Annotated in this window: 16 protein-coding genes and 1 pseudogene; 9 read left to right on the top strand and 8 right to left on the bottom strand. The window is 71.9% G+C overall.

Going from position 1 to position 23,511, the window contains the following annotated elements:
* Positions 1-46 precede the first annotated feature (46 nt).
* Both ACZOOI_RS25950 and ACZOOI_RS25945 read left to right on the top strand, forming a co-directional pair.
* Complete coding sequence (locus ACZOOI_RS25950; protein WP_465278093.1) at positions 47-3,106, top strand: non-ribosomal peptide synthetase; 3,060 nt, start codon at positions 47-49, stop codon at positions 3,104-3,106.
* Positions 3,103-4,473: a condensation domain-containing protein gene (locus ACZOOI_RS25945; RefSeq protein ID WP_465278092.1), complete on the top strand. Its 1,371-nt coding sequence runs from the start codon at positions 3,103-3,105 to the stop codon at positions 4,471-4,473. Before ACZOOI_RS25950 ends, ACZOOI_RS25945 begins: the two co-directional genes overlap by 4 nt.
* Positions 4,474-4,583: 110 nt before the next feature.
* On the opposite strand, the gene ACZOOI_RS25940 is transcribed toward ACZOOI_RS25945, so the two are convergent.
* Together ACZOOI_RS25940 and ACZOOI_RS25935 are read right to left on the bottom strand one after the other, a co-directional pair.
* Positions 4,584-5,048, bottom strand: a complete 465-nt coding sequence (locus ACZOOI_RS25940; RefSeq protein WP_465278091.1) for a winged helix-turn-helix domain-containing protein — start codon at positions 5,046-5,048, stop codon at positions 4,584-4,586.
* Between the two features lie 1,069 nt (positions 5,049-6,117).
* Positions 6,118-7,518, bottom strand: coding sequence for a M1 family metallopeptidase (locus ACZOOI_RS25935; RefSeq protein ID WP_465278090.1), 1,401 nt, complete (start codon positions 7,516-7,518; stop codon positions 6,118-6,120).
* Positions 7,519-8,167: 649 nt separating this feature from the next.
* On the opposite strand from ACZOOI_RS25935, the gene ACZOOI_RS25930 reads away from it, so the two are divergent.
* From ACZOOI_RS25930 to ACZOOI_RS25915, 4 genes are all read left to right on the top strand, one after another.
* On the top strand, positions 8,168-9,268 hold the full coding sequence (locus tag ACZOOI_RS25930) for a saccharopine dehydrogenase family protein (RefSeq protein WP_465278089.1): 1,101 nt from the start codon (positions 8,168-8,170) through the stop codon (positions 9,266-9,268).
* A gap of 478 nt (positions 9,269-9,746) precedes the next feature.
* On the top strand, positions 9,747-10,868 hold the full coding sequence (locus ACZOOI_RS25925) for a glycerophosphodiester phosphodiesterase (RefSeq protein WP_465278088.1): 1,122 nt from the start codon (positions 9,747-9,749) through the stop codon (positions 10,866-10,868).
* A gap of 238 nt (positions 10,869-11,106) precedes the next feature.
* A complete protein-coding gene (locus ACZOOI_RS25920; RefSeq protein WP_465278087.1) occupies positions 11,107-11,451 on the top strand; it encodes a hypothetical protein in 345 nt (114 codons plus the stop codon).
* Positions 11,448-13,667, top strand: coding sequence for an NADP-dependent isocitrate dehydrogenase (locus ACZOOI_RS25915; protein WP_465278086.1), 2,220 nt, complete (start codon positions 11,448-11,450; stop codon positions 13,665-13,667). The genes ACZOOI_RS25920 and ACZOOI_RS25915 overlap by 4 nt, the downstream gene beginning before the upstream one ends.
* Before the next feature lie 382 nt (positions 13,668-14,049).
* Here the strand turns inward: ACZOOI_RS25915 and thpR are convergent, their stop codons facing one another.
* Positions 14,050-14,637, bottom strand: a complete 588-nt coding sequence (thpR, locus tag ACZOOI_RS25910) for an RNA 2',3'-cyclic phosphodiesterase (protein WP_391581826.1) — start codon at positions 14,635-14,637, stop codon at positions 14,050-14,052.
* A 456-nt stretch (positions 14,638-15,093) separates the two neighbouring features.
* Between thpR and ACZOOI_RS25905 the strand changes: the two genes are divergently transcribed.
* The gene (locus ACZOOI_RS25905; protein ID WP_465278085.1) at positions 15,094-16,083 is read left to right on the top strand and encodes a hypothetical protein; all 990 of its coding nucleotides are present in this window, start codon (positions 15,094-15,096) and stop codon (positions 16,081-16,083) included.
* 376 nt (positions 16,084-16,459) lie between these two features.
* Here ACZOOI_RS25905 and ACZOOI_RS25900 read toward each other — a convergent pair whose 3' ends face one another.
* The 3 genes from ACZOOI_RS25900 to snpA form a co-directional block, all read right to left on the bottom strand.
* Positions 16,460-16,915: a hypothetical protein gene (locus tag ACZOOI_RS25900; protein WP_465278084.1), complete on the bottom strand. Its 456-nt coding sequence runs from the start codon at positions 16,913-16,915 to the stop codon at positions 16,460-16,462.
* Between the two features lie 133 nt (positions 16,916-17,048).
* Positions 17,049-17,468, bottom strand: a complete 420-nt coding sequence (locus ACZOOI_RS25895) for a PIN domain-containing protein (protein WP_465278083.1) — start codon at positions 17,466-17,468, stop codon at positions 17,049-17,051.
* 1,345 nt (positions 17,469-18,813) lie between these two features.
* A complete protein-coding gene (snpA, locus tag ACZOOI_RS25890; protein ID WP_465278082.1) occupies positions 18,814-19,485 on the bottom strand; it encodes a snapalysin in 672 nt (223 codons plus the stop codon).
* 230 nt (positions 19,486-19,715) lie between these two features.
* On the opposite strand from snpA, the gene ACZOOI_RS25885 reads away from it, so the two are divergent.
* Together ACZOOI_RS25885 and mtnB are read left to right on the top strand one after the other, a co-directional pair.
* On the top strand, positions 19,716-20,699 hold the full coding sequence (locus ACZOOI_RS25885; RefSeq protein ID WP_465278081.1) for a LysR family transcriptional regulator: 984 nt from the start codon (positions 19,716-19,718) through the stop codon (positions 20,697-20,699).
* 986 nt (positions 20,700-21,685) lie between these two features.
* Complete coding sequence (mtnB, locus tag ACZOOI_RS25880) at positions 21,686-22,333, top strand: methylthioribulose 1-phosphate dehydratase (RefSeq protein ID WP_465278080.1); 648 nt, start codon at positions 21,686-21,688, stop codon at positions 22,331-22,333.
* A gap of 343 nt (positions 22,334-22,676) precedes the next feature.
* Here mtnB and ACZOOI_RS25875 read toward each other — a convergent pair.
* Together ACZOOI_RS25875 and ACZOOI_RS25870 are read right to left on the bottom strand one after the other, a co-directional pair.
* A pseudogene (locus ACZOOI_RS25875) lies at positions 22,677-22,774 on the bottom strand (IS982 family transposase); the annotation flags it as partial.
* A 25-nt stretch (positions 22,775-22,799) separates the two neighbouring features.
* Positions 22,800-23,012: a hypothetical protein gene (locus ACZOOI_RS25870; protein ID WP_465278079.1), complete on the bottom strand. Its 213-nt coding sequence runs from the start codon at positions 23,010-23,012 to the stop codon at positions 22,800-22,802.
* Positions 23,013-23,511: the final 499 nt, after the last annotated feature.

Below are 23,511 nucleotides of genomic sequence, written 5' to 3'. Positions count from 1 at the left end.
CGTGGCAGTGGACACCCCCGCAGACGGCCGCCCCGTTCCCGATCGCGTGCCCCTTTCCCCCGCCCGGCAGGACGTGCTCGTCGCCACGGCCCTGGACGACTCGGCGCGCGGACCCGCCCGCCGGGCCCACCTGACCCTGCCCGACGCGTCGGCGGACGACGTGCACAAAGCCTGGCTCGAACTGATGTCCCTGCGACCCGGGTTGGCCATCGGCGTCGATTGGTCGCAGGCACAGCCCGCGCTCGTGCACACCGGCATCGCGCCGCCGTTCCTACGGGCCGACGATCCGGCGGCGGACGAACGCACCGCCGACGAGGAGACCCGAAGCGGAATCCCGACGGAGCAGGCCGCTGCGCTCGGCCGCCTCGTCTGGTCGGACGCGACCCGCGAGGCCGTACTGACCTACCACCCGCTGCTGGTCGACGAGTTGGGCGCGCACCTGCTCCTGAGCGACCTGGCGGCCCTGGTCCGCGGCGAACGACCGGTGGATCGCCCGGACGACCTCGCGCTCCGTCCGGACCCCGCGGAGCAGGCCGAGGCGACCGACTTCTGGCGGCGCTCGCTCGCCGATGTCGACGGCGTCACACCGCTGTTCCCCGATCCTCCCGCCCGGTCCGGCCGCGAGCCCGGCACGGTGCGGGTCGCGCTGTCCGCTCCCGTGACCGCCGCGGTCCGCGAGTTGGCCACGTCCGCGCACTCGTGCAAGCTGCGTGTGGTCGCCGCCGCATGGGCGTCCGTGGTGGCCAGGTTCCGCGGCGAACCGCTCGCCGTGATCGGGCTGTCGGTGGACACCCGGCCCGCCGCCCTGCGCGCGTGCCTGAGCCCCTTCGAACGCACCCTGCCCACGCCCGTGCGGCTGGACGACACCCCCGCGGCGGCCTGGATCGCCGAACTGTCGGAGTGGATGGAACAAGCCCGCGCCCACGGGCAACTCCCGGGCGCGGTGTTGCACGAACTCTCCGGTGCGGAACGCGGCCCGGCGCTGTACGACTCGGTGGTCGACGCGCGCGACGACGGGTCCGTGCCGGCGCCGGAACCGGCCGGGCCCGCGCTCGTCGTCGGCGTCGAGGACGACGGTGCGACGCTGACCCTGGTGGCCCGATACGCACCGGAGGTCACCGACGCCGAGCAGGTGGGGCGGCTGCTGCGCGCTACCGCGGCCGTGCTCGCCGGGGCCGCCGCCGCGCCCGACACCCCGATGAGCCGGCTCCCCCTGGTCGACGCGACCGAGTGGGCGGCGCTGAACGCGCACAACGACACGGCGGTGGAGCATCCGCGCGACACGTGCCTGCACCGGCACGTCGAGAACCAGGTGGACCGCACACCGGACCGCCCCGCCCTGGTCCACGAGGGCGAATCGATGAGCTACGCCGAGCTGGACCGCGCCGCGAACCGACTGGCGCACCACCTGATCGACCTCGGCGTGCGACCCGACACCATCGTGGGACTATGCGCGGAGCCGGGATTCGAGCTGAACATCGCCATCCTGGCGATCCTCAAGGCGGGCGGCGCCTACGCCCCGCTGGACCCCTCGTTCCCGCCGGACCGGCTGGCCTACCTGGCCGAGGACCTGGACTGCCCGGTGGTGCTCGTACAGAGGCACCTCGTCGGGTTGTTGCCGCGGGCGCGCAACCCGGTGGTCCTGGACGAGCCGCGGGCGTGGGCGCATCATCCGAGCGATCGACCGCACACCGCGGTGGCTCCGGACAACCTCGCCTACGTGATGTACACCTCCGGCTCCACCGGTCGTCCCAAGGGCGTACTGGTCCAGCACGGCGGTGCGGTCAACTTCGTGTGGTGGATCAGTCGACTCTACGAACTCGAGTCGAACGAGGCCGCGTTGCAGTGGACCGCGTACAGCTTCGACGCCGCCGTGTGGGAACTGTTCTGGCCGCTGTTCGTCGGGGCGCGAGCCGCACTCGCCCCGCCGAGGCTGCACTTGGACCTGAACCGCTTCACCGAGTTGATCCGCACCGAACGCGTCGCCACCCTGCACTTCGTGCCGGCGATGCTGCAGACGTTCCTCACCGCCGAGGACGCCGCCGCGTGCACGTCGCTGCGTTTCGTCTTCGCCAGCGGCGAGCCGATCCCGCCCACGCTCGCCGAGCGGTTCCACGCGACGCTGGACGCGGACCTGATCAACCTGTACGGCGTCACGGAGGTCTCCATCGACACCACCTTCCATGTGGTGCCCCGGGAAAGCGGGTTGCCGTTCGTGCGGTCCGGGCGGCCGATGGACAACGAGACGACGTACGTCCTGGACCGGCACCTGGCGCCGGTGCCGTTCGGCGCACGCGGGGAGGTGTACATCGGCGGCGCGAGCGTCACGCGCGGCTACCACGGGCGTCCGGGCCTGACCGCGGACCGGTTCGTGCCCGACCCGTTCGCGGGCGGTGGGGCCAGGCTGTACCGCACCGGGGATGTGGCGACGCTGCTGCCGGACGGCAACCTGCACTTCCTGGGCCGTAGCGACCATCAGGTGAAGGTGCGCGGCATCCGGATCGAACTGCACGAAGTGGAGGCGGAGATCGCCGCACACCCCGGGGTCCGCGAATGCCTGGTCGTGCCGTGGGGCGACGGCAGCGAACGCAGCCTCGCCGGTTACATCGTGCCGCGTGCGGACGACCTGGACGTGGCCGAGTTGCGTGCCTTCCTTTCCGCGCGGATGCCCGGCTACATGGTGCCGACCTCGATCTCGCTGCTCTCCGCGTTCCCGCTCGGACACACCGGCAAGATCGACCGCAAGGCGTTGCCCGCGCCCCGGCGCAGCATCGACGAGCGGTTGACCGCCGGCGTGGCGCCGCGCACCGACACCGAGCGCGGCGTCGCGCAGATCTGGCAGGAGGTGTTGCGCGTACCGAGCGTCGGCGTGCTCGACGACTTCTTCGCCGTGGGCGGCAACTCGCTGCTCGCCACCCGGGTGATCGCCGCCGTGCGCAGCAGGTTCGGGGTCCGTCTGCCGCTGCGCACCTGGCTGGAGTCCAGCGCCGTCGCGGACCTGGCCGCCGCCATCGACCGGTATCGCGAGGGCGAGGAGAGCGTCGCCGCGCTGGTCGCCGAGGTCGCGGACCTGGCCGAGGACGAGGTGCCGGAGCCGGGCCGGTGAGCGCGGACACCGGCGCGGATCTGCGCGCGCGCATGGCGGCGCTGTCGCCGGCCAAGCGCGAACTGCTGACCGCGCGCCTGGCCGAACGCGGGCTCCTGCACCACCTGGACGGCGGCCCCGAGCGGGTCGAGGCGGAGCCGGATCCGGTCACCGCGAAGCAGGAGTCGTTGTGGCGGGCCCATCGGGACGGCGACGACGGCGCCTTTCATCACGTCGGCCTGGTGTGCGGCTTCGCGCCGGAACGCGACCCCGAGGACGTGGCCCGGGCCGTACGTCGGGCGATCGAGTCGCACGAGGCGCTGCGCGGCTCCTACGTCCCGGACGGGCTCGGCGGTGTGCGGGTGCGCATCCACGAGGCCGACGACGTACCGGTGGAGCGGGTCGTCGCGGCGTCGCCGGATCCGGCGCACGCCTTCCGCGCGGCCGGGCAACTGGCCGTGGCGGACGGGCGATCGCCGTTTCGGCTGGATCGACCGCCGGTGCGTTTGCGGGTGCTGGACGCGCGGCCGGCGGCGGTGTTGCTGACGGTGGTGGCACACGACATCGCGTGTGATCGGTACGGGCTGCGCACGGTGTTGTTGCCAAAGTTGTGCGGGGTGCCGGTGCCCGGCCGGTTGCGGCCGCGCGACGTGGCCCACTGGCAACGACGCAGTCTGGTCTCGGGGGTGATCCGCGAGCAACTCGACCGAAGTACCGCCCGCTTGGCCGGGACGGCGCCGCTCGACCTGCCCGACTCCGGGGACCGGGAGGGCGCGCAGATCCCGGTGCGGATCGACGGTGCGTCGGGCCGCGGGCTGGACCACCTGGCGCGATCGACCGGATCGAGCCTGTTCGCCGTGCTGTTGGCGGCCTGGGGCTCGGTGGTGGCCGAGTGGCACGACCGCCCGGAGGTCCTGGTGGGGTGTTGCACCTCGGGTCGCCAGCGACCGGAACTGGGCGGTGTGCTCGCCGATTTGGCCAATACGCTCGTGGTCCGGGTGCCGGGTGGGCCGCAGGCGGGAGGCGCCGCGTCGATCCACCGGACCCGGGACGAGCTGACCGCGGCGCTGGGCGACGGCGACGCGCCCTTCGAGCGCGTCTTCGCCGCCCTGACCGGCGCCGAGGCGGTCCTGGACCAGGACATCCGGGTGCGGCTGACCCTGGACGAGGAGGACGGGACGGCGTCCCTGCCCGGCTGCCTCGGCGTAGAGGACGTGGACTTCGGCTTTGCGAAGACCTCTTTGAGCCTGGAGTTGGCCATCCGGCCGAATCGGGGGCCGGCGGGCGTCGTGGCCTATCGACCGGCGGACGTGCCCCGCGCGGCCGCGGCGGAGTTGACCGGGATGTTGCACGCGCGACTGGCTGCGCTGTCCCGGCTCACCGGTTGAGCCGCCGAGCGGGTGCACGTCCTGATGCGCGTCGAGCGGGAGCACGTCCCGATCCGCGGTGTACGGACGGGTGGGTCTTCGGTGCCCGATGCGCGGTGCGGGGTCGGGCGTCAGTGCCCGCCGGCGCTCGACCAGACGAGGTCGCCTTCCCGCGGGTCGTGGATGTCGAGGAGATATCCGCGACCCCAGGCGGTACGGATGGACAGGTGCAGGGAGCCGATGCGTCGACGCAGCCGCAGGATGCGCAGGTCCAGCGCGTTGCGCCGCTGGGCACAGTCGCCCGGCCACACCCGGCGGACCAGGCTTTCCCGGGACACGACCTCCTGGAACGACTCCACCAGGACCCGCATCAGATCCGCCTCGGCCGGTGACAACGACAGTCGGCGTCCGCCGAACCGCAGCACACCCTCACGATCGACGCACGGTAGAGCGCCCGCCTGAGCCCTGGCCGCGAGGGCGGCACGGCGGGCTCCGAAGTCCTCCCGGCTGATCGGCGGCCTGACCCAGTCCTCCAGGACGTTCAGCCCCGTGGGCACCGACACCCCATGGCCCTCCAGGACCAGCAGGCAGGGCATCCCCCTCGATCTGCACACTGCGCGCTTTTCCGCCTCGGATGGCCATCGTAAAACCTTGACTTCCACATGATCACCATTTCGGAATGCTCATGGAAATTACAGGCTCACGCACGGTGAAGTCGGCCCGGCACGTCATTCGCCCACGACTGTCGGCGAACCTTCGTGTATCGATGCACCCGAACTCGGGCACATGTGTATATCGGGCCGGGATTCGTAATCCACGAATACGCCCACCCGCCGTGCGCCGTCCCTCGCCACGCAAACCCGGTATTTGTTGTTTGTCTGCGATGCCGTGTCGCTCCGCGCCCATGCCCGGCGATGCGCCGCATCCACCGGGCGGCGACCCCATCCCCGTGACAGGCGGGCAAGACGCACCCGCAACAGGGTCCCCACACGGCCGACTCGCAGACTTACCGGCCCGATTCGACGCCGAGACCAACCGTTTTTCCTCGGCTCCGAGACACGAACGCAAACCGGATCCACCGCCGCGCCGTTCACGTCGTACCGTCGACGCCGCGATACCCGTCGACTGTGACACAATCTGTCCCGCTGCCATGATGCTAAACACATTTCGTTCGACGCAACCCTCACCGAGCGCCCGTGGCGGCATTTCCCGAGTGGAATAGCACGGCCGATCACACCGTGTCCGCCGACGCCTCACCGAGCGAAATCCCCGGGTCGACAAACAAGCGGTGGGGGCATCGGGTCGAGCCCTCGTCGCCCCGCAAACACGGACCCGCGTCGGTCCGGCCGGGGACGGCTCGCCGAACCAGCGGAGCAGGGGCCGGTGATCTCGGCGGGCGTGCCGGGAAGTCGAATCCGGCGAGCTTGCGCACCGTGCCGCGTCCGCCGTCGCAACCGGCCAGCCGGGCCGGCGCGGATCGAGGCGCCGCCGCCCGTGTGCACCGTGACCCCGTGCTCCTCGGCACTGAAGCCGGTGAGTTCGCTACCTCGGCGCACTTCGACGCCGAGCCGCATCGCCCGTTCCCCGAGCAGGCGTTCCAGCGCCGCCTGCGGCACGGGGCCCCGCCGACCTCACCGCATGTGGTGAGGTCGGCGAGGGGTTGGGTTACGGGGTTGCCGGCTTGCCCTGGCCGTAGAGCCAGGTGGCGAAGAGGGCGTCGAGGTTCTTGCCGGAGATTCGCTTGCTGAGGGCGATGAACTGGGCGCTGTCGCCGTGGCCGTAGCGGTGCTCGCCGGCCCAGGTCCTGAGGATGGTGAAGAAGTCACGGTCGCCGACGGTCTGGCGGAGCTTCTCCAGGACCATGGCGCCGCGCTCGTAGGGCGGCTTGGCGAAGAGGTGGCCGCCGTCGCCGGGGTCGCCGGCGGGGAAGGCCCACAGCGAGTCGGTGGCCGGCAGGGCGTAGTCGGCGGCGAACTGCTGGGCCGTGCTGAGGCCGCCGTGCTCGGCGGTCCAGAGCCACTCGGCGTACGTGGCGAAGCCCTCGTTCAGCCAGATGTCCTGCCACTTGGTCGGCGAGACCGAGTCGCCGAACCACTGGTGCGCCGTTTCGTGGACCAGCGTTTCGATGCTCGGGGCCCGGTCGTAGATCGGCCGGGTCTGCGTCTCCAGCGCGTAGCCGACGTCGGGTGCGTCGTGGACGATGGAGCCGGCCGCCTCGAACGGGTAGCGGCCGAACAGCCCGCTCTCCCACTCGATCACGGCGGGCAGTTGGTCCAGAACGGGCTTGGCCTCCGCGGCCTGGCTCGGCACCACGGCGTTGTAGACGGGCAGGCCGTTCCTGGTCACGTACTGCTCGACCTGGAACTTGCCGATGCTCGCGGTGGCCAGGTAGGCGGCCATCGGCTTGGCCTCGGACCACGAGAAGGTGGTCTTGCCGGCCCGGCTGCGCTGGTCGCACAGTCGACCGTTGGACACCGCGGTCCAGCCGTCGGGAACGGTCACCTTGACGTCGTAGGTGGACTTGTCGCTCGGGTGGCTGTTGCTCGGGAACCAGGTCATCGCACCCTGCGGTTCATTGGCCACGAAGACCGAGCCGTCCGGCTGGATGATCCACCCGTCGGGCGAACCGTCGGGGTCGGTCACATGCTCCGGCACACCCGAGTAGGTGACCACGACGTGGAACCTGCGCCCCTTGTCCAGCGCGTGCGCCGGCGTGACCGTGAGTTCGGCGCCGTCGCGACGGAACGCGGCCCGTCTGCCGTCGATCCGCACGCTCTCCACGGTCAGTCCGGACAGGTCGAGGTTGAACGAACTGAGCTTGCGCGTCGTCGTGACGGCGAGGTCGGCGGTGCCTTCGAGCCGTCTGGTCTCGGGGGTGTAGTCGAGGTCGAGACCGTAGTGGGCAACGTGGTACCCGCCGTTGCCGGACAGCGGGAAGTACGGGTCGCCCGCGCCGGGGGCACCGGGCGTCGCGGCACCTCCCGAGGTGGCGGCGCCGATCAGCAGGGCGGCGAGCGCGGGGGTCGCGACGAGGGCGAGGACGGGGCGAGCGAACTTCGAAGCCAAGGCGTGGGCCTCCTGTGTCGTGGCTGCATTCCGAGGTGGCGGCGGATCCGCCGGCGCACACGATCAACGCGTCGCCGGGTCCGCGCACCGAACCCACGCACTCGGCCACTGACACGGCCGCCACGCGACACGACACACGAATCCGACCCGGCGAGGGGTCGGACAGAGGAAGAACGGACGAACGACGGCGAAGAGACGAGGAATCGGAGGGACGGAGGGACGAAGGGCGAACGGCACAGCGGCGTGTCGGTAACGGGGCACGGACGAAGCGATACAAAGCACGCGAACCCCGACCCGCACGCCGGCAATCACTCTACGGTCGAACTCCTGGACGATGAACCAGCTCCAGGCAATCATCCGGGTGACAGTCGCCCCCGACGCGGCCTCGAACTCGAAGAGCCCGAATCCACCGGGGCACACCGGCGCAGCGCAGCCGTGTTCGCGCCCGTGGCCGTGTTCGCGTCCGCCCCCGTGTCCGCGTCCGTGTCCGTGTTCGCGCGCGAGTACGTGTTCGGGTCCGTGTCCGAAACTGTACGGACCATGTCGTTTCAGACGCTGGTGTGGGTCGTGTTGCCAACGGATCATGAACACGTACTCACTTCCGCTCGGCCGCACCGTCGACCGGGTCCCGGTTCCAGAGAGAGAAACGATGACCGACAACAGCGCCTCGAACCCGCTCGCCGCCGCCGAGACTTCGCCCGCGTCCTCGGCTCGCCCGGTCGCCGTCTATGGGGCCTACGGGCACACGGCGCGCTTCGTGGTCGCGGAGTTGCACCGCAGAGGCCGCCCCGTGGTGCTCGTCGGCCGGGACGGCGGAAAGCTCGACGCCTTCGGTGCCGACTACCCGGACGCGCCGCGGTGGGTCGCCGCCGCCGACGACCCCGAGGCGCTGGACCGTGCGTTCGCCGGCGTCGCGGCGGTCGTGAACTGCGCGGGGCCGTTCCTGGAGACCACGCTCCCGGTGGCCGATGCGGCGATCCGCGCGGGTGCGCACTACCTGGACGTGGCCGCCGAACAGGCCGCCACGGTGGCGCTGTTCGACACCCGGTCCGAGCCGGCCGCGGAGCAGGGGCTCGTGCTCGCGCCGTCAATGGCCTTCTACGGCGGGCTGGGCGACCTGCTGGCCACCGTCGCCATGGGCGATTGGCCGAACGCGGACGAGATCACCCTCGCCTTCGCGCTGGACAGTTGGCTGCCGACCGCGGGCACCCGGCTCACCGGTGAGACCAACGCGGGACAGCACATGGTGTTCACCAAGGGCCGGTTGAGCCCGTTCTCCTACTCGACCGAGGTCTCCGACCGGGAGTTCCCGGCGCCGTTCGGGAAGCAGCAGGTCAACGAATTCTCCTCGGCCGACCAGGTCACCATCCCGCGGCACCTGGACACCCCGGAGGTGCGCGCGGTGATGAACCTCGCGCCGCTGACGGACATCCGCAACCCGGCCACCCCGCCGCCCTCGGCCGCCGACGAGCACGGCCGGTCGGCGCAGACCTACCTGGTCGAGGCGATCGTCCGGCGCGGCGACCGGGAGCGGCGTGCGGTGGTCGCCGGGCGCGACATCTACGCGGTGACCGCGCCGATCGTGGTGGAGGCCGTCGAGCGCATCCTCGCCGGGGCGCACACCGCGACCGGCACGGTCGCGGCCGGCCAGGCCTTCGCCGCCGAGAGCTTCCTGCGCGCGCTCACCCCGGAGCACCTGACCCGCTTCGAGATCTTCACCGAACTCCCGACGGCGGCCTCCGCCCGCTGATCGGATCACGAACCGGACCGCGCGCACACCTCCGGAACCAATCACGAACCGGGCCCCGCGCGGCCGCAAACCGGCCCGCAGCGGGCGATCGGGCCCACCAGGGCCCCGCCGCGCCGAACGTGGCCGGACAAGGCCGGACGGGGACCGAACGGGGGTCGGCCCCCGTCCGGCCAAACCACACGCAACACAGCGACACGGCGACACAGCGACACGGCAACGCGGCACCACAACGACGCAGCACCGCCAACCCGCCGACGCGTCACCGCCACATCACGGCACCGCCGCCGCCTCACCCCGCCTCACCCCGCCCCGCCTCCGACGCAACACCCCCCAACACGACGCACCCCCGGCCGTTTTCCGGAGGTTCATCCATGGGCCACGGGTTCGTCCTGGCGGGCATCGTGCGATCCGGGTTGACTCGGCGTGCCCGCACGATGCGTGCTTCCGCGCGGTTTCGCCGCGTCCGGACGAACAGGAGATGGCGTTGCGACGTATCCTTCCCGCGCTCGGCGTGGCCGGCGTGCTGCTGGCGACCCTGGTCGCGGTACCCGCCGCCGCGGCCCAGGACGACACGTCCCGCGCCTCGTCGCGGCCCTCGGCCCACCCGATCGTGATCGGCCACCGGGGCGCCAGCGGATACCGGCCCGAACACACCCTGGAGAGTTACCGCCTGGCGATCCGGATGGGCGCCGACTACATCGAGCCCGACCTGGTCTCGACCAGGGACGGCGTGCTGGTCGCCCGGCACGAGAACGAGATCTCCGGCACCACGGACATCGCCGCACACCCGGAGTTCGCCGCACGCAAGACCACCAAGACCATCGACGGGGCCCCGGTCACCGGTTGGTTCACCGAGGACCTCACCCTCGCCGAGCTCAAGACGCTGCGGGCCAAGGAGCGGCTGCCCCAGGTGCGGCCCACCAACACCGCGTTCGACGGCAGGTTCGAGGTGCCCACCCTCCAGGAGGTGCTGGACCTGGCCCGGACCGAGGGCCGGCGGCTGAACCGCACGATAGGCGTGTACCCGGAGACCAAGCACCCGACCTACTTCCAGTCGATCGGGCTGCCGCTGGAGGAGCCCTTGGTGCAGACGCTCAAGCACAACCGGCTCTCCGGCCGCAAGGACAAGGTGTTCATCCAGTCCTTCGAGACCACGAACCTGCGCAAGCTGAACCGGATGATCGACGTCAGGCTCGTGCAGCTGCTCGACGCGACCGGCCGACCGTACGACCTCGCGGTGGCGAACGACCCGCGCACGTACCAGGATCTGGTCAAGCCGGAGAACCTGAAGTGGATCGGCACCTACGCGGACGGCATCGGCACCAACAAGAACCTGATCGTCCCGCGTGACGCCACAGGCAGGTTGCTCGCCCCCACCTCGGTGATCCGGGACGCGCATCGCGCCGGACTGGTCGTGCACGCCTGGACGTTCCGCGCGGAGAACCAGTTCCTCCCGCTGGACTTCCGACTCGGCGCCGACCCGAACGCCCGCGGCGACATCACGTCCGAGTACGAACTCTTCTACGGCCTCGGCCTGGACGGCGTCTTCGCCGACCAGCCCGACACCGCCGTCGCCGCCCGCGCCGGCCTGCCGGCGTAGGTTCGGCCGCCACCGACCATCCGCCCGTCGCTCGGTCGGTCCGCCGTACCGCCCGCCTCGAAGGGCCCCGCCTCGCCCACGCGACCCGGGGCCCTTCCGTGTGCGCGCCGAACTCCGTTACCCCGCACGGTATTTCAGTCCGCCGCCGAACCCGTGCGCAGGCCCCGCATCATCACCTCGAACAGCCGGTCGGTCTGACCCGCGTCCCCCGGCGCCTGCCCTGGTCCTGGGCGGCGTTATGGTCGCCGTCGGCATCCTGAGGCTGACCCGCATCGACGACACCGCCGGCTACGCGGGCGCGGTGCTCGGGCCGATGATCCTGTTCGGCATCGGTTCGGACCTGAGCTTCATGCCGCGGACCCGGCAACACAGCGCCCCGCCACGCCACCCGACTCCGGTCCGGATCGCCCCGGCGCGGCACCGCCGGGGTGACCCGCCGTCCGCACGCGAACGGCGTGGCGCGGCGGCCCCGGAGCAGGTCGGCTCGCCGAGTGCCCGTCCCGGGGACGCGACGCGCAGGGATCCGCCGCAAGATATCTTGATGTCGAGCAATGTTGCGGACATGGAGCGGAGCATCCTGTGACTGACCCGACCATCATCTATACGCACACCGACGAGGCCCCGGCCCTGGCGACGTATTCGTTCCTGCCCGTGGTCCAGGCGTACGCGGCGACGGCCGGGGTCAAGGTGGAGACCCGTGACATCTCCCTGGCCGGGCGGATCATCGCGCACTTCCCGGAGCACCTGAAGGCGGACCAGCGCATCGAGGACGCGCTCGCCGAGCTCGGCGAGCTGACCAAGACGCCCGAGGCCAACATCATCAAGCTGCCGAACATCTCGGCCTCGATCCCGCAGCTCAAGGCGGCCATCGCCGAGCTCCAGGAGCAGGGCTACGCGCTGCCGGACTACCCGGACGACCCGAAGACCGACGAGGACAAGGACATCCGGGCCCGCTACGGCAAGACGCTGGGCAGCGCGGTCAACCCGGTCCTGCGCGAGGGCAACTCGGACCGCCGCGCCCCCGCGTCGGTCAAGAACTACGTCCGGGCCCACCCGCACCGCATGGGTGCCTGGACCCCCGACTCGAAGACCAACGTCGCGCACATGACCGCCGACGACTTCCGCTCGACCGAGAAGTCCGCGGTGATCGCCGAGCCGGGTTCGCTGCGCATCGAGCTGGTGGGCGACGACGGCAGCACCACCGTGCTGCGCGAGTCGGTACCCGTGCTCGCGGGCGAGGTCGTGGACGCCTCGGTGATGCGCGCGGCGCCGCTGCGCGAGTTCCTCGCCGCGCAGGTGGCCCGGGCCAAGGCCGAGGGCGTGCTGCTGTCGCTGCACCTGAAGGCCACCATGATGAAGGTCTCCGACCCGATCATCTTCGGCCACGCGGTCCGCGCCTTCTTCCCGCAGACGTTCGCAGAGCACGGCGAGGCGCTCGCGGCGGCGGGCCTGAGCCCCAACGACGGTCTCGGCGGGATCCTCAAGGGCCTGGAGTCGCTGCCCGAGGGCGCCAAGATCAAGGAGTCCTTCGACGCCGAGCTGGCCGCCGGGCCGGCCCTGGCGATGGTCGACTCCGACCGGGGCATCACCAACCTGCACGTGCCCAGCGACGTCATCGTGGACGCCTCGATGCCGGCCATGATCCGTACCTCCGGCCACATGTGGGGCCCGGACGGCAATGAGGCCGACACCCTGGCCGTGCTGCCGGACAGCAGCTACGCCGGCGTCTACCAGGTCGTCATCGACGACTGCCGGGCCAACGGCGCGTACGACCCGGCCACGATGGGCTCCGTGCCCAACGTCGGTCTGATGGCGCAGAAGGCCGAGGAGTACGGCAGCCACGACAAGACCTTCGAGATCGCGACCACCGGCACCGTGCGGGTCGTCGACGGCGCGGGCACCGTGGTCCTGGAGCAGGTCGTCGGCGCGGGTGACATCTTCCGGATGTGCCAGACCAAGGACCTGCCGATCAGGGACTGGGTCAAGCTGGCCGTCTCGCGCGCCCGCGCGACCGGCAGCCCGGCGGTGTTCTGGCTGGACGAGGGCCGCGCGCACGACGCGAACCTGATCGCGAAGGTCAAGCAGTACCTGCCCGAGCACGACACCGAGGGCCTGACCATCGAGATCATGTCGCCGGTCGAGGCGACCGCGTTCTCGCTCAAGCGCATCCGTCGCGGCGAGGACACCATCTCGGTCACCGGCAACGTGCTGCGCGACTACCTCACCGACCTGTTCCCGATCCTGGAGCTGGGCACGAGCGCGAAGATGCTCTCGGTCGTCCCGCTGATGGACGGCGGCGGCCTGTTCGAGACCGGCGCCGGCGGCTCGGCGCCCAAGCACGTGCAGCAGCTGGTCAAGGAGAACTACCTGCGCTGGGACAGCCTGGGCGAGTTCCTCGCCCTCGCGGTCAGCTTCGAGCACCTCGCGCAGTCCGTGGGCAACGCCCGCGCCCAGGTGCTGGCCGACACGCTCGACCGCGCCACCGGCACCTTCCTGGACAACGACAAGTCGCCCAGCCGTCGGCTCGGTGGCATCGACAACCGGGGCAGCCACTTCTACCTGGCGCTGTACTGGGCCCAGGAGTTGGCAGCGCAGACCAAGGACGCCGCGCTCGCCGAGGCGTTCGCGGGTCTGGCCCGGACGTTGTCCGAGCAGGAGGAGACGATCGTCGCCGAACTGATCGCGGTACAGGGCTCGCCTGCCGACATCGGCGGCTACTACCGTCCCGACCCGGCCAAGGCGTCGGCCGTGATGCGCCCGTCGGCCACCTTCAACGAGGCGCTGGCCTCGCTGGGCTGACCCCTTCGAACCGCCCCGGCCGACAGCACATCCGGCCGGGGCGGTTCGGTGTTTTGCGGCCGGTGTGATGACCGGGCAAACCGGGCGAACCGGTGCGACGGGTGGGACCGGTGCGACTTCGGCGCGGCGGGCCCGGTGCTCGGCCGACCGTGATCGGCCGAGTGTGATCGGCCGAGTGTGATCGGCCGAGCACGGTCGGCCCGGCGGATGACGGCGTCGAAGCCGTGGCCCCGGGTGCCGAAGGTCGAACGATCGGGCCGACCGGATCGGCGGGGTCGCGGGGAGCCTGAGGATCGGCGCGGTCGCCGGGATCCTGAGGATCGGCGGCCGACCTGGCCGGTCCGTGACCGAGCCGGCCGGTCCGCGGCCGATCGGCAGCCGGTCAACGGCCGGTCAGCGGCCAGGAGTCGACGTCGCGGTAGTGGATCGGGCCCGGGCCGCGGCCGAAGTTGCTGCCGACCAGGTGCAGTCGCCGGGCCGACCAGCGGCGGCCGACGAAACCGGCCAGTTCGCGGGCGGCGGCCGCGATGCCGTCGGGGTTGTCCCGGCGGGCCCGGGCCAGCGTCAGGTGTGCCCGCAGCGGTCGGTCCGCCAACGCGACGCCGCCCGCCCGGATCACGCCGCGAACCGCGTCGGCCAGGGTGTGCAGCGCGTCCCGTTCGCCGTACACGCCACTCCACAACACCCGCTCGTCGAACTGCCCCGCGCCGCGCAGTTCCAGGCCGACCGGCCGGGTCACGGCGGCGACCTCGGCCAGTGGTGCGCGCAGTGTTTCGACCACGTCGACCGGTACCTCGCCGAGGAAGGCCAGCGTGATGTGCCAGTCCTCGATCCGGTTCCAGCGCAGCCGGGGGTGCGCGGCATGGACCGGCCGCAGCGCCCGGGCCAGTTCGTCCTTGGCGTCGTCCGGCGGGGCCAGCGCCACGAACAGTCGTACGGTCCGGGGCGGGGTCGGGGCGTCGTCGTTCACAGGTGATTTCGTACCGCATCACCGCCGCCCGGTGCGCGCCGGCCCACCGGGGCCAGGACGTCGGTCGGACCCGGGCCGCCGCACCAGCCCCCCGACGGGTCGGCCCGCCACCCCCGATCACCGCTCTCGCGCGGCGGCCCGACCCGTCGGCCGACCCCACTGTGCGGGTTCGACGCGATCGTCGCCGAGCCGATTCGGCTGTCCCGGACGGCGCTCGCCTGTCCCGGCAGGTCACGGCGTCGGCCGGCAGGTGTCCCGATCCGTTCGGGACAGGGGGTTCAGACCAATCACCGACCCACGGGTTCACTCCGGCCGGGTGCCAACATGCCTGCGGACGACGGGATTTCCGTCCGGTTTGCTCCTTTTCTGGGACTCCCCGACTCGGCGAACTGCCGGCACGATGGGTGCCGCATTCGCTACCGCGCGTACTCTTCCACGTGAACGAACGGGGTCTCTGTGACACGGCGTGACGACACGGCTCCCCGGCCGGACAGCGCAACCACCGCCGCGGAGTACGTGGCCGCGTTACGTGAGTTACGCGAGTGGTCGGCGCTGACATACCGTCAACTGGCGGCCAAGGCCGAGGCGTCCGGGCACGTGCTGCCCGCCAGCACGGTCGCCGCCGCACTCGGTCGCGGCACCCTCCCCCGGGCCGATCTGGTCGAGGCTTTGGTGTTCGCCTGCGGTCTGGACGCGGACGCCGCCGCCCACTGGCTGACGGTCCGCGAGGACCTCGCGGCGGGCCGGGTGAGCGAACAGCCCGCGACGCCCCCGCCCGCCGAGGTGCCGGACGCCGCACCACCCCTGCCAATCCGGCGCCGCCGCCGGCGGCTGATTCCGATCGCCATCGGCGTGGCCGGCCTCCTGATCGCGATCGGCGTGATCGGCGCCGTCCGATACGGCACCGGCGACGGAGACGGGAACGGGGACGGTAACGCAAGTGCCGCCTTCCCCAAACGGCTCAGCAACGGCTTCTACCTGATCAAGCCCACCCACATCGCCGACGGGTCGTTGTGCCTGGGCGAGGGCAGGGAACGCAACGGCCGTACCGACCGCCCGATCGCCGTCCAGCGCCCGTGCGACGGCGTGGTCCCGGACACCTACCTGGTCGCCGTGGCGCCGGACGTCTACCTGATCAAGTGGCGCAACCCGGTGGACGGCGTCGGCTGCCTGCGGGTGGACGACGCGATCACGGCGCCCGGCGCACTGCTCGGCCCCGAGGATTGCGCCGGCTCCGCCCACGAGCGTTTCCTGATCGAACCGGTCGACCCGGGCGTCTTCCGGCTCCGCCCGGTCCACAGCGGCCTGTGCATCGGCATCCTCGGCGGCCCCCACGAAACCACGGTCAAGGCCGAGGCGGCCCAGGCCCTCTGCTCGGGCACCGCCGACCAACGCTTCCGACTGGAGCCCGTGAAGGGCAAGGAGCCCCTGCCCCCCGGCCAGTGAAATCCGCAATCCGTACACCGACGTCCCCGGCGGACCCACCAGAGGACCGGGGCCGGGGCCGGGGCCGGGGCGGGGCGAGGCCGGGCCGGGCCGGGCCGGGGCGAGGCGAGGCCGGGCCGGGCCGGGCCGAGGCCGGGGCAGCACAGGCCGTCAGCAACAGCTCGACCCCGTGGGGCGGCGACATCATCCGGGTCTCCGGCGCGCTCATCCGGGTCTCCCGCGCGCTCTGCGCCAGGATCATCCGGCGCAGCGGCGCCGCCCCCCTGCGCGGGCGCGAACGTACCGCGCGTCTATCTACTCCTTCGCCACCGTTCCGCTCGACCAACACCGGCCGGCGTGTCCGACCGGCCCGCCGATCCCTGACGGCGCCGCGGGCTCAGCCCCGGAGGTTCGGGTGGTCGATGCCCTCGAACGGCTTGATCCGGACCACCGGTTCCTGGCCGCCGCGTCGCGGGACGGTCTGTACGGTGCCCCAGGGGCGGTCCGGGAGGGTCACGGTGAACGAGTAGCTGTTCGCGCAGCCGGTGCAGTCGTACCGGTCCTGCCAGACCTCGACGTCGGTGTCGCTGCCGGGGATTCGGGCGGCGTGCCGGTAGGTCGCGTGGCAACGGGTGCAGCGCTCGCCGGGAGCGCAGGTGCCGCCGCACGGGCAGGGCAGGTCGAAGCTCTCGGCGGGCTCCCAGTAGCGGGTGGCCAGCGCTGCGGCGGTCCGGGTGTCGGGGGCCTTGGACCCGCGCGGGACGGTCATCCGGCGGGCGGCGACGACGTACGACTCGCCGGAGGCGGCCATCCGGCCTCGGATCACGCCCTTGCGGACTCGGTTGGTGGTCATGCTTCCTCCGGCGATTGCCCACGGGGCGGGGTGTCGAGTACGGCCGGCGGCGCGGACGGGACCTCGGGGTGTCGGCCCCGCGTGGGCGGGCCGCCGTACCTCACGATATCCGCCATCCGGGGGTGGACCCGAATCAGCCCGGCCGCACCGCCCGCGGACCGGTCACCTCGGCGCCGAACGCGCGCACCCGGTCACGCAGGCCGCGGTCGGCGGTCACCACGAGACAGCGACGCGCGGGCGCACTCGCGTGCTCGGCCGCGACCAACTCGACCATCCGGTCGTCGCCACTGCCCGAGGCGCGTACGACCCGCACACCCGGCACCTCGGCAACCCCGCCGGCCGCACCCTCGACCACCAGCACGACATCCAACGGCCCACTCCGCGCCCACTCCGGCACACTCGCCCCGCCCGGCAGCCCACCCGAAGCCATCCCCACCAACCCGTCCCGCAACCGCTCGGTGGCCCCCCGACGATCCTTCCACCACCCATCGGGCACCGACCCGACCACATTCGCCGCATCCACCACCACAAGCGGCACCAATTCCCCAACCATCCCCCCATCCTCCCGCCCCACCAACACAAACCCCCACGGGACAGACCGACACCCAAGACCAAGCAACACACGAGCCCCACCCAACGACCACCCCAACACCAAACGCACCGCCACAACCCGGTGCCTTGGCCAGGCCGGCCACGGCACGGGGCGGGCGCGAGGGACAGGCGCGAGGCGGAGCGCGGGGCGGGGCGGAGCGCGGCCGGGCCGGCGAGGGGCGGAGCGAGGCAGAGCGGGCGCGGGACGGAGCACGAGGCGGAGCGGGCGCAGAGCGGGCGCGGGGCGGGGCGGAGCCGGCGAGAGGCGGAGCGGACGCGGGACGGGGCACGAGGCGGAGCCAGCGCGGAGCGAGCGCGGAGCGGAGCGCGGGGCGGGTGGGACGCAGCAGCAGACGCGTGCGGATGCGAGATCAGCGACGAACGAAGTGTGGCGACGGGCTCGGGGCACGCGAGCACAGGGACAACACGGCAGCGCATGGCAACGCCATGGTGTACCGGTGTCGCATCGGCACGTCTCGGCTTGGCGGCCCGGAAGCCCGGTCGGCGACCCACGAAGTACACAAGCCGCGATGCCCGTGAGCATCGGACACACCCTCGACTCGTGCCATGCCGCCCGACCAGCAAATCACCCAGCCCGCCCAAACCCTCCAGCCCGCCCGGCACTTGAGGACAACGCACCCGCCGCCCCCGCGAACCCACCGGTGCCGCACGACCGACCGGCCCGCCCAAACCCTCCAGCCGCCCGGCACTTGAGGACAACGTACCGACCGGCCCGGCGGCCCCACCGGTGCCGCACGACCAACCCCGGGCGGGCGCCCCCAGCCCGTCCGGCGCTTGAGGACAACCCACCAACCGGCCGGCAACTCCCCCGGGTCTGCACGACCAACCCGAGCCGCCCAACCCCCCAGCCCGTCCGGCGCTTGAGGACAACGCACCGACCGGCCCGGCGAAACCACCGGCGCCACGCCAGCAACCCGGGGGCTGCCCAACCCCGAGCCCGTCCGGCGCTTGAGGACAACGTACCGACCGGCCAGGCGGCCCCACCGGTGCCGAACGACCAACCCCGGGCGCCCAACCCCCCAGCCCGTCCGGCGCTTGAGGACCCACCAAGCGACCCCACGAACCCACCGGGTCCGCACGACCAACTCAGCCCGTCCGGCGCTTGAGGACAAAGCCGACGCCGGGCCTCGACGCGCCCGACGGCCCGCCCGATGACCCCCGCGGCCCAGCCATGGAACGGCACCCGGCCACCGCGGGGGGCGATGGCCGGGTGCCGGATCAGGTGACGGAACGACGCACAGGGGAGCCCGGATCATCCGGGTGCGCGCCGCCCGTTCGGATTCGGATCAGGAGGCTGCGGAAGCGGCAAGCGCCGCGAGGCCGTTGCGCCACAGCTGGTTGACCCGCGCGCGTTCGGTCGCGTTCGGGTTCGGGTTGGTGCAGGACGGGCCGGGGCCGCCGCCGGACATCAGTTCGCTGCACGGACCCGAGTAGTGGTCCGGCAGACCGAGCACGTGTCCGGTCTCGTGGGCGGTGACCCGGGTCGAGTTGTACTGCTGGTTCTGCCGGTAGTCGAGGAAGATGTAGCCACTGCCGTGGCCGTTCGTGCTCGCGTACGAACCGCGCGAGTCGTTGCCCTCGTAGTACCGGAAGTCCGGGTTGCTGCCTTCCTGGAGGCGAACGTTGGTGACCGAGCTGTTCCAGATCTGCGCGGAACGGGCGATCTGGGTGCGGAAGGTGGGTGCGCTGGCCGCGCTGTAGGTGACGGTGACCACCGCCGCCGAGTTGCCCGTCGCGGCACGCTTGCCCGCCACCGACTTCAGCACGGCGTCGAAGAACGCCTGGTTCTGTGCCTGGTCTTCCTGGCCGGAGTACTGCGCGGAGGCGCGGAGGGGGGCCGCCACTCCGTCGTCGCCGGCCGCCGCCGAGGGCGCGGCGACCAGCCCGGCCGCGAGGCCGAGGCCGAGTATTGCGGTGATCACGGTCTTACGGGGATTCCGGGGACGCACTGGGGACATGGGGGGCTCCTTGGGGTGCCGAAGACCTGTTCGGTGCGCAACGAGTCTCACGGGAGCCCGGTCCGGCCCGGATGATGACAATCGGCGATAGCGCCGTCGTATCACCGCTCGTTCCCGGACCGTCACCGCACATTCACGCATCGTGTTACGGAAGATTCACGCCCCGCCCCCGGATCCCGCGCCCGCCGGTGTCTGGTACGACCGCGATAGTGCGTCCTATCCTCCGCATCATGGAGCTAGAGGTGAGGCACCTCCGCGCACTGTGTGCCATCGGCGACACCGGCAGCCTGCACGCTGCGGCCCGGTTGCTCGGCATGACCCAGCCGTCCTTGACCGCGCAGCTCAGAAGAATCGAAAACGCCCTGGGCGCGCCCCTGTTCGTCCGCGACCGGAACGGCAGCCGACCCACTCCCCTCGGCCTCACGATGCTGCATCGGGCCCGACCCATCATGGCCGAGATGAGTGCGCTGGTCATCGACACCCAGGCCGAGGCGATCCGAACCGCCGGGCCACACCTGCGCATCGGCGGGACCGCGAACCGGGTGATCGCCGACTGGCTGCGCCGACTACGGCTGCGACTGCCCACCACCGACACGTACTTGCGGGTGGACGTGTCGGCGAGCACGCTGCTCGGGATGGTCGCCGCCGGCCAGCTCGACGTCGCGTTCGTGCACGAGGTCGAGGGCTTCCCGCTGCGTGTGCCGGAGGGAGTCCGGCGTCGCGTACTCGTCGAACGGGAGCCGCAGTTCATCGCGATGTCGCCGGATCATCCCACCGCAGCCGAATCCGAGATCAAGCTCGCCGACCTGGCCGACGACCAGTGGATGGTCGACCCGAGCGTGGACGGCGAGTGGGAGGGGCTGCGCGAGGTGTTGTCCGACGCCGGCATCAACCCCCGGATCCTGCACGGTGATTACCTCACCGCCGCGTCCCTGGTCGCGATCGGCGAGGTGGTCACGCCGTGCCAACCCACCTCGCGCCCGCGACCGGACATGGCGGTTCGGCCGCTGGCCGGCGATCCGCTCGCGGTCCGGTTGTTCCTGGCCTTTCGCACCGACAACGGTCCCGCCCCGGCCCTGATCGACACCGTCTACCACGAGTTGGAGGCCGCCTACCGCGAGGCAGCCTGGCTCGCGGTGGCCTACCGCCAGCGGCTGCTCCGCGAAGACAGCCCGATCCTGCGATACGACAGCCAAACCCGCAGCCGACCGTGAACCACGGGCCCACCCGCCCCTCGCGCTGACCCACCGCCGACTACCGCCGCGCGAGACCAGTCCAATCCAACGACACGACAGCCCAACCCGCAGCCGACCGTGAACCATGCGGCAGCCGGGCCCGCCGACCCGCCCCTCGCGCTGGCCGACCGCCGGTGACCGCCGCGCGAGACCAGTCCAATCCAACGACACGACAGCCCAACCCGCAGCCGACCGTGAACCATGCGGCAGCCGGGCCCGCCGACCCACCCCTCGCGCTGGCCGACCGCCGGCGACTGCCGCGCGAGACCAGTCCAATCCAACGACACGACAGCCAAACCCGCAGCCGACCGTGAACCATGCGGCAGCCGGGCCCGCCGACCCACCCCTCGCGCTGGCCGACCGCCGGCGACTGCCGCGCGAGACCAGTCCAATCCAACGACACGACAGCCCAACCCGCAGCCGACCGTGAACCATGCGGCAGCCGGGCCCGCCGACCCACCCCTCGCGCTGGCCGACCGCCGGCGACTGCCGCGCGAGACCAGTCCAATCCAACGACACGACAGCCCAACCCGCAGCCGACCGTGAACCATGCGGCAGCCGGGCCCGCCGACCCACCCCTCGCGCTGGCCGACCGCCGGCGACTGCCGCGCGAGACCAGTCCAATCCAACGACACGACAGCCCAACCCGCAGCCGACCGTGAACCATGCGGCAGCCGGGCCCGCCGACCCACCCCTCGCGCTGGCCGACCGCCGGCGACTGCCGCGCGAGGACAGTCCGATCCAGCGACACGACAGCCAAACCCGCAGGCGACCTTCGTGAACCACGCGGCCGCCGGGCCCGCCCGACCCGCCCGGCCCCGCGCCAGCTCCGACGCGGGCGGTCGGACCGGTACCGATCCGGCTTCGTCAAGGCGTGGGTGAAATGATGGCCCGATCCGCCGGTTCGACCACACTGTGAGCCGGATCGACCGGACTGTGAACAGTGTTGAACAGTGAGGACCCCCATGACGACCCCCGACGCCGGAAACCCCGCCCCGGTCCCGGCCTCCGTGCGCGCCGCCGCCGGAGCCACCCTCGCGCGCGAGGCCGCGCGCTTCGCCGGACTCGGCTGGATGCGCGGCACCTCCGGAAACCTGTCCGTGGTGCTCTCCCGGGAGCCGCTGCGGCTCGCGGTCACCGCCTCGGGGCTGGACAAGGGCGAGTTGGCGGCGGACGACCTGGTCGTGGTGGACGCATCCGGCGAGCCGGTCCCCGAGGAGGCCGGCACGCCGCCGCGCCGGCCGTCCGCCGAGGCCGGCCTGCACGCGCGGGTGGTGGCGCTGACCGGCGCCGGCGCGGTCTTCCACGTACACACCGTCTCGGCGGTGCGCGCGGGTCGGCGCTGGCCGGCCGGGATCGAATTGCGCGACCTGGAGATGCTCAAGGGCATCGGCCGCTCCGCGCACGACGAAACGGTCACCATCCCGGTGATCGCCAACAGCCAGGACATGACCGAACTCGGCGACCGACTCGAGGCCGCGCTGGTCCCCGGGGTACCGGCCGTCGTGGTCGCCTCGCACGGGATGTACGTGTGGGGCGAGGACCCGATCCGAGCCCGCCACCACGTCGAGGTCGTCGAATGGCTCCTCGAATACCGCATCGCCGAAGGCTGAGCCCAACCGCAATCAAGCCCGGCCCCGCGGCCGAGTACAGGGGGCACACCGGGGACACGGCGAGGCCGCATCCCCGGTCCCGCGGCCCGGGGCGAAGGCCCCCACGCACATAAGAGCAGTGCTCTCACATCGGAGCACTGCTCACCTGACGCAGGTGAACACTGCTCACCCGAACCCACCAGAGCACCGCTCTCACGCGAGAGCAGCGCCCTCCAAGACAAAGCGCGTCAGAGCAGTGCTCTCGCGCCAGAGCGCTGCTCTCGCCGGCGCGCCGGAGCCCTGCTCTCGCGGACCTACTAGACGAGTTATTCCGATGTGGTCAGTGGTCGTAGGCCGATCAAAGAACGCGGACGGCGACGTCCTCGAAGGTCCGGCTGGGCCGTGCTGCTCCAAGTCGAGCCGGCCTTTTAGCGTGTCGTTCACCGACTCGATCAGGCCGCGGTCGTTCACCGTCGCAGCCGGCCCTTCATGGGGGATCGGCGGGGACCGGCTCTCGTGCGCTCACCAGCTCGGCGACGCAGATGCGCATGTGATCAGAGAGCGTGGTGGGGCTGTTGGTGCCTTCGGACCAGACCGACCGCGTCTGCTCCACGAGCCAGCTTGTCGGGGACGTGCGGAACGCGAGACGGCCGTACTTCTCGCGGTCATCAGCCCCGCCCGGCACATAGGTCCGGCTCATCTCCTCAGCCCAGGCGAGGGCTGCTTCCCTCCGAAGCCCACCGGAGCACTGCTCTCGCGGACACATCGGAGCACCGCCCACCCGAGCCCACCAGAGCACCGCTCTCGCAAGCGAGGACAGCAGAGCACTGCTCTCGCACCGGAGCGCCGCTCGCCCCGACACGCCAGGAGCACCGCCCTCCCAAGCAAGCGCGCCAGAGCACTGCTCTCGCACCAGAGCAGCGCTCTCCCAGCAAGCGCGCGAGAGCACTGCTCTCGCACCAGAGTGCCGCTCTCCCAGGCAAGAGCGTCAGAGCAGTGCTCTCGCATCAAGGCAGCGCTCTCTCACCGGAGCAGCGCCCTCGCGGGCACACCGGCCCGGAGCACTGCACTCGCGGATCTACCAGGCCGCCACTCTCCCAAGCGAGCGCGCCAGAGCAGTGCTCTCGACTGGAGCCGCGCTCTCCCTGACCCGCAAGAGCACTGCTCTTGCACCGGAGCGCCGCTCTCTCCCCCGGCAC

The organism is Embleya sp. L77 (assembly GCF_055557415.1).
The sequence above is the reverse complement of the archived record's forward strand: the minus strand, read 5'-3'. Positions and strand labels throughout refer to the sequence as shown.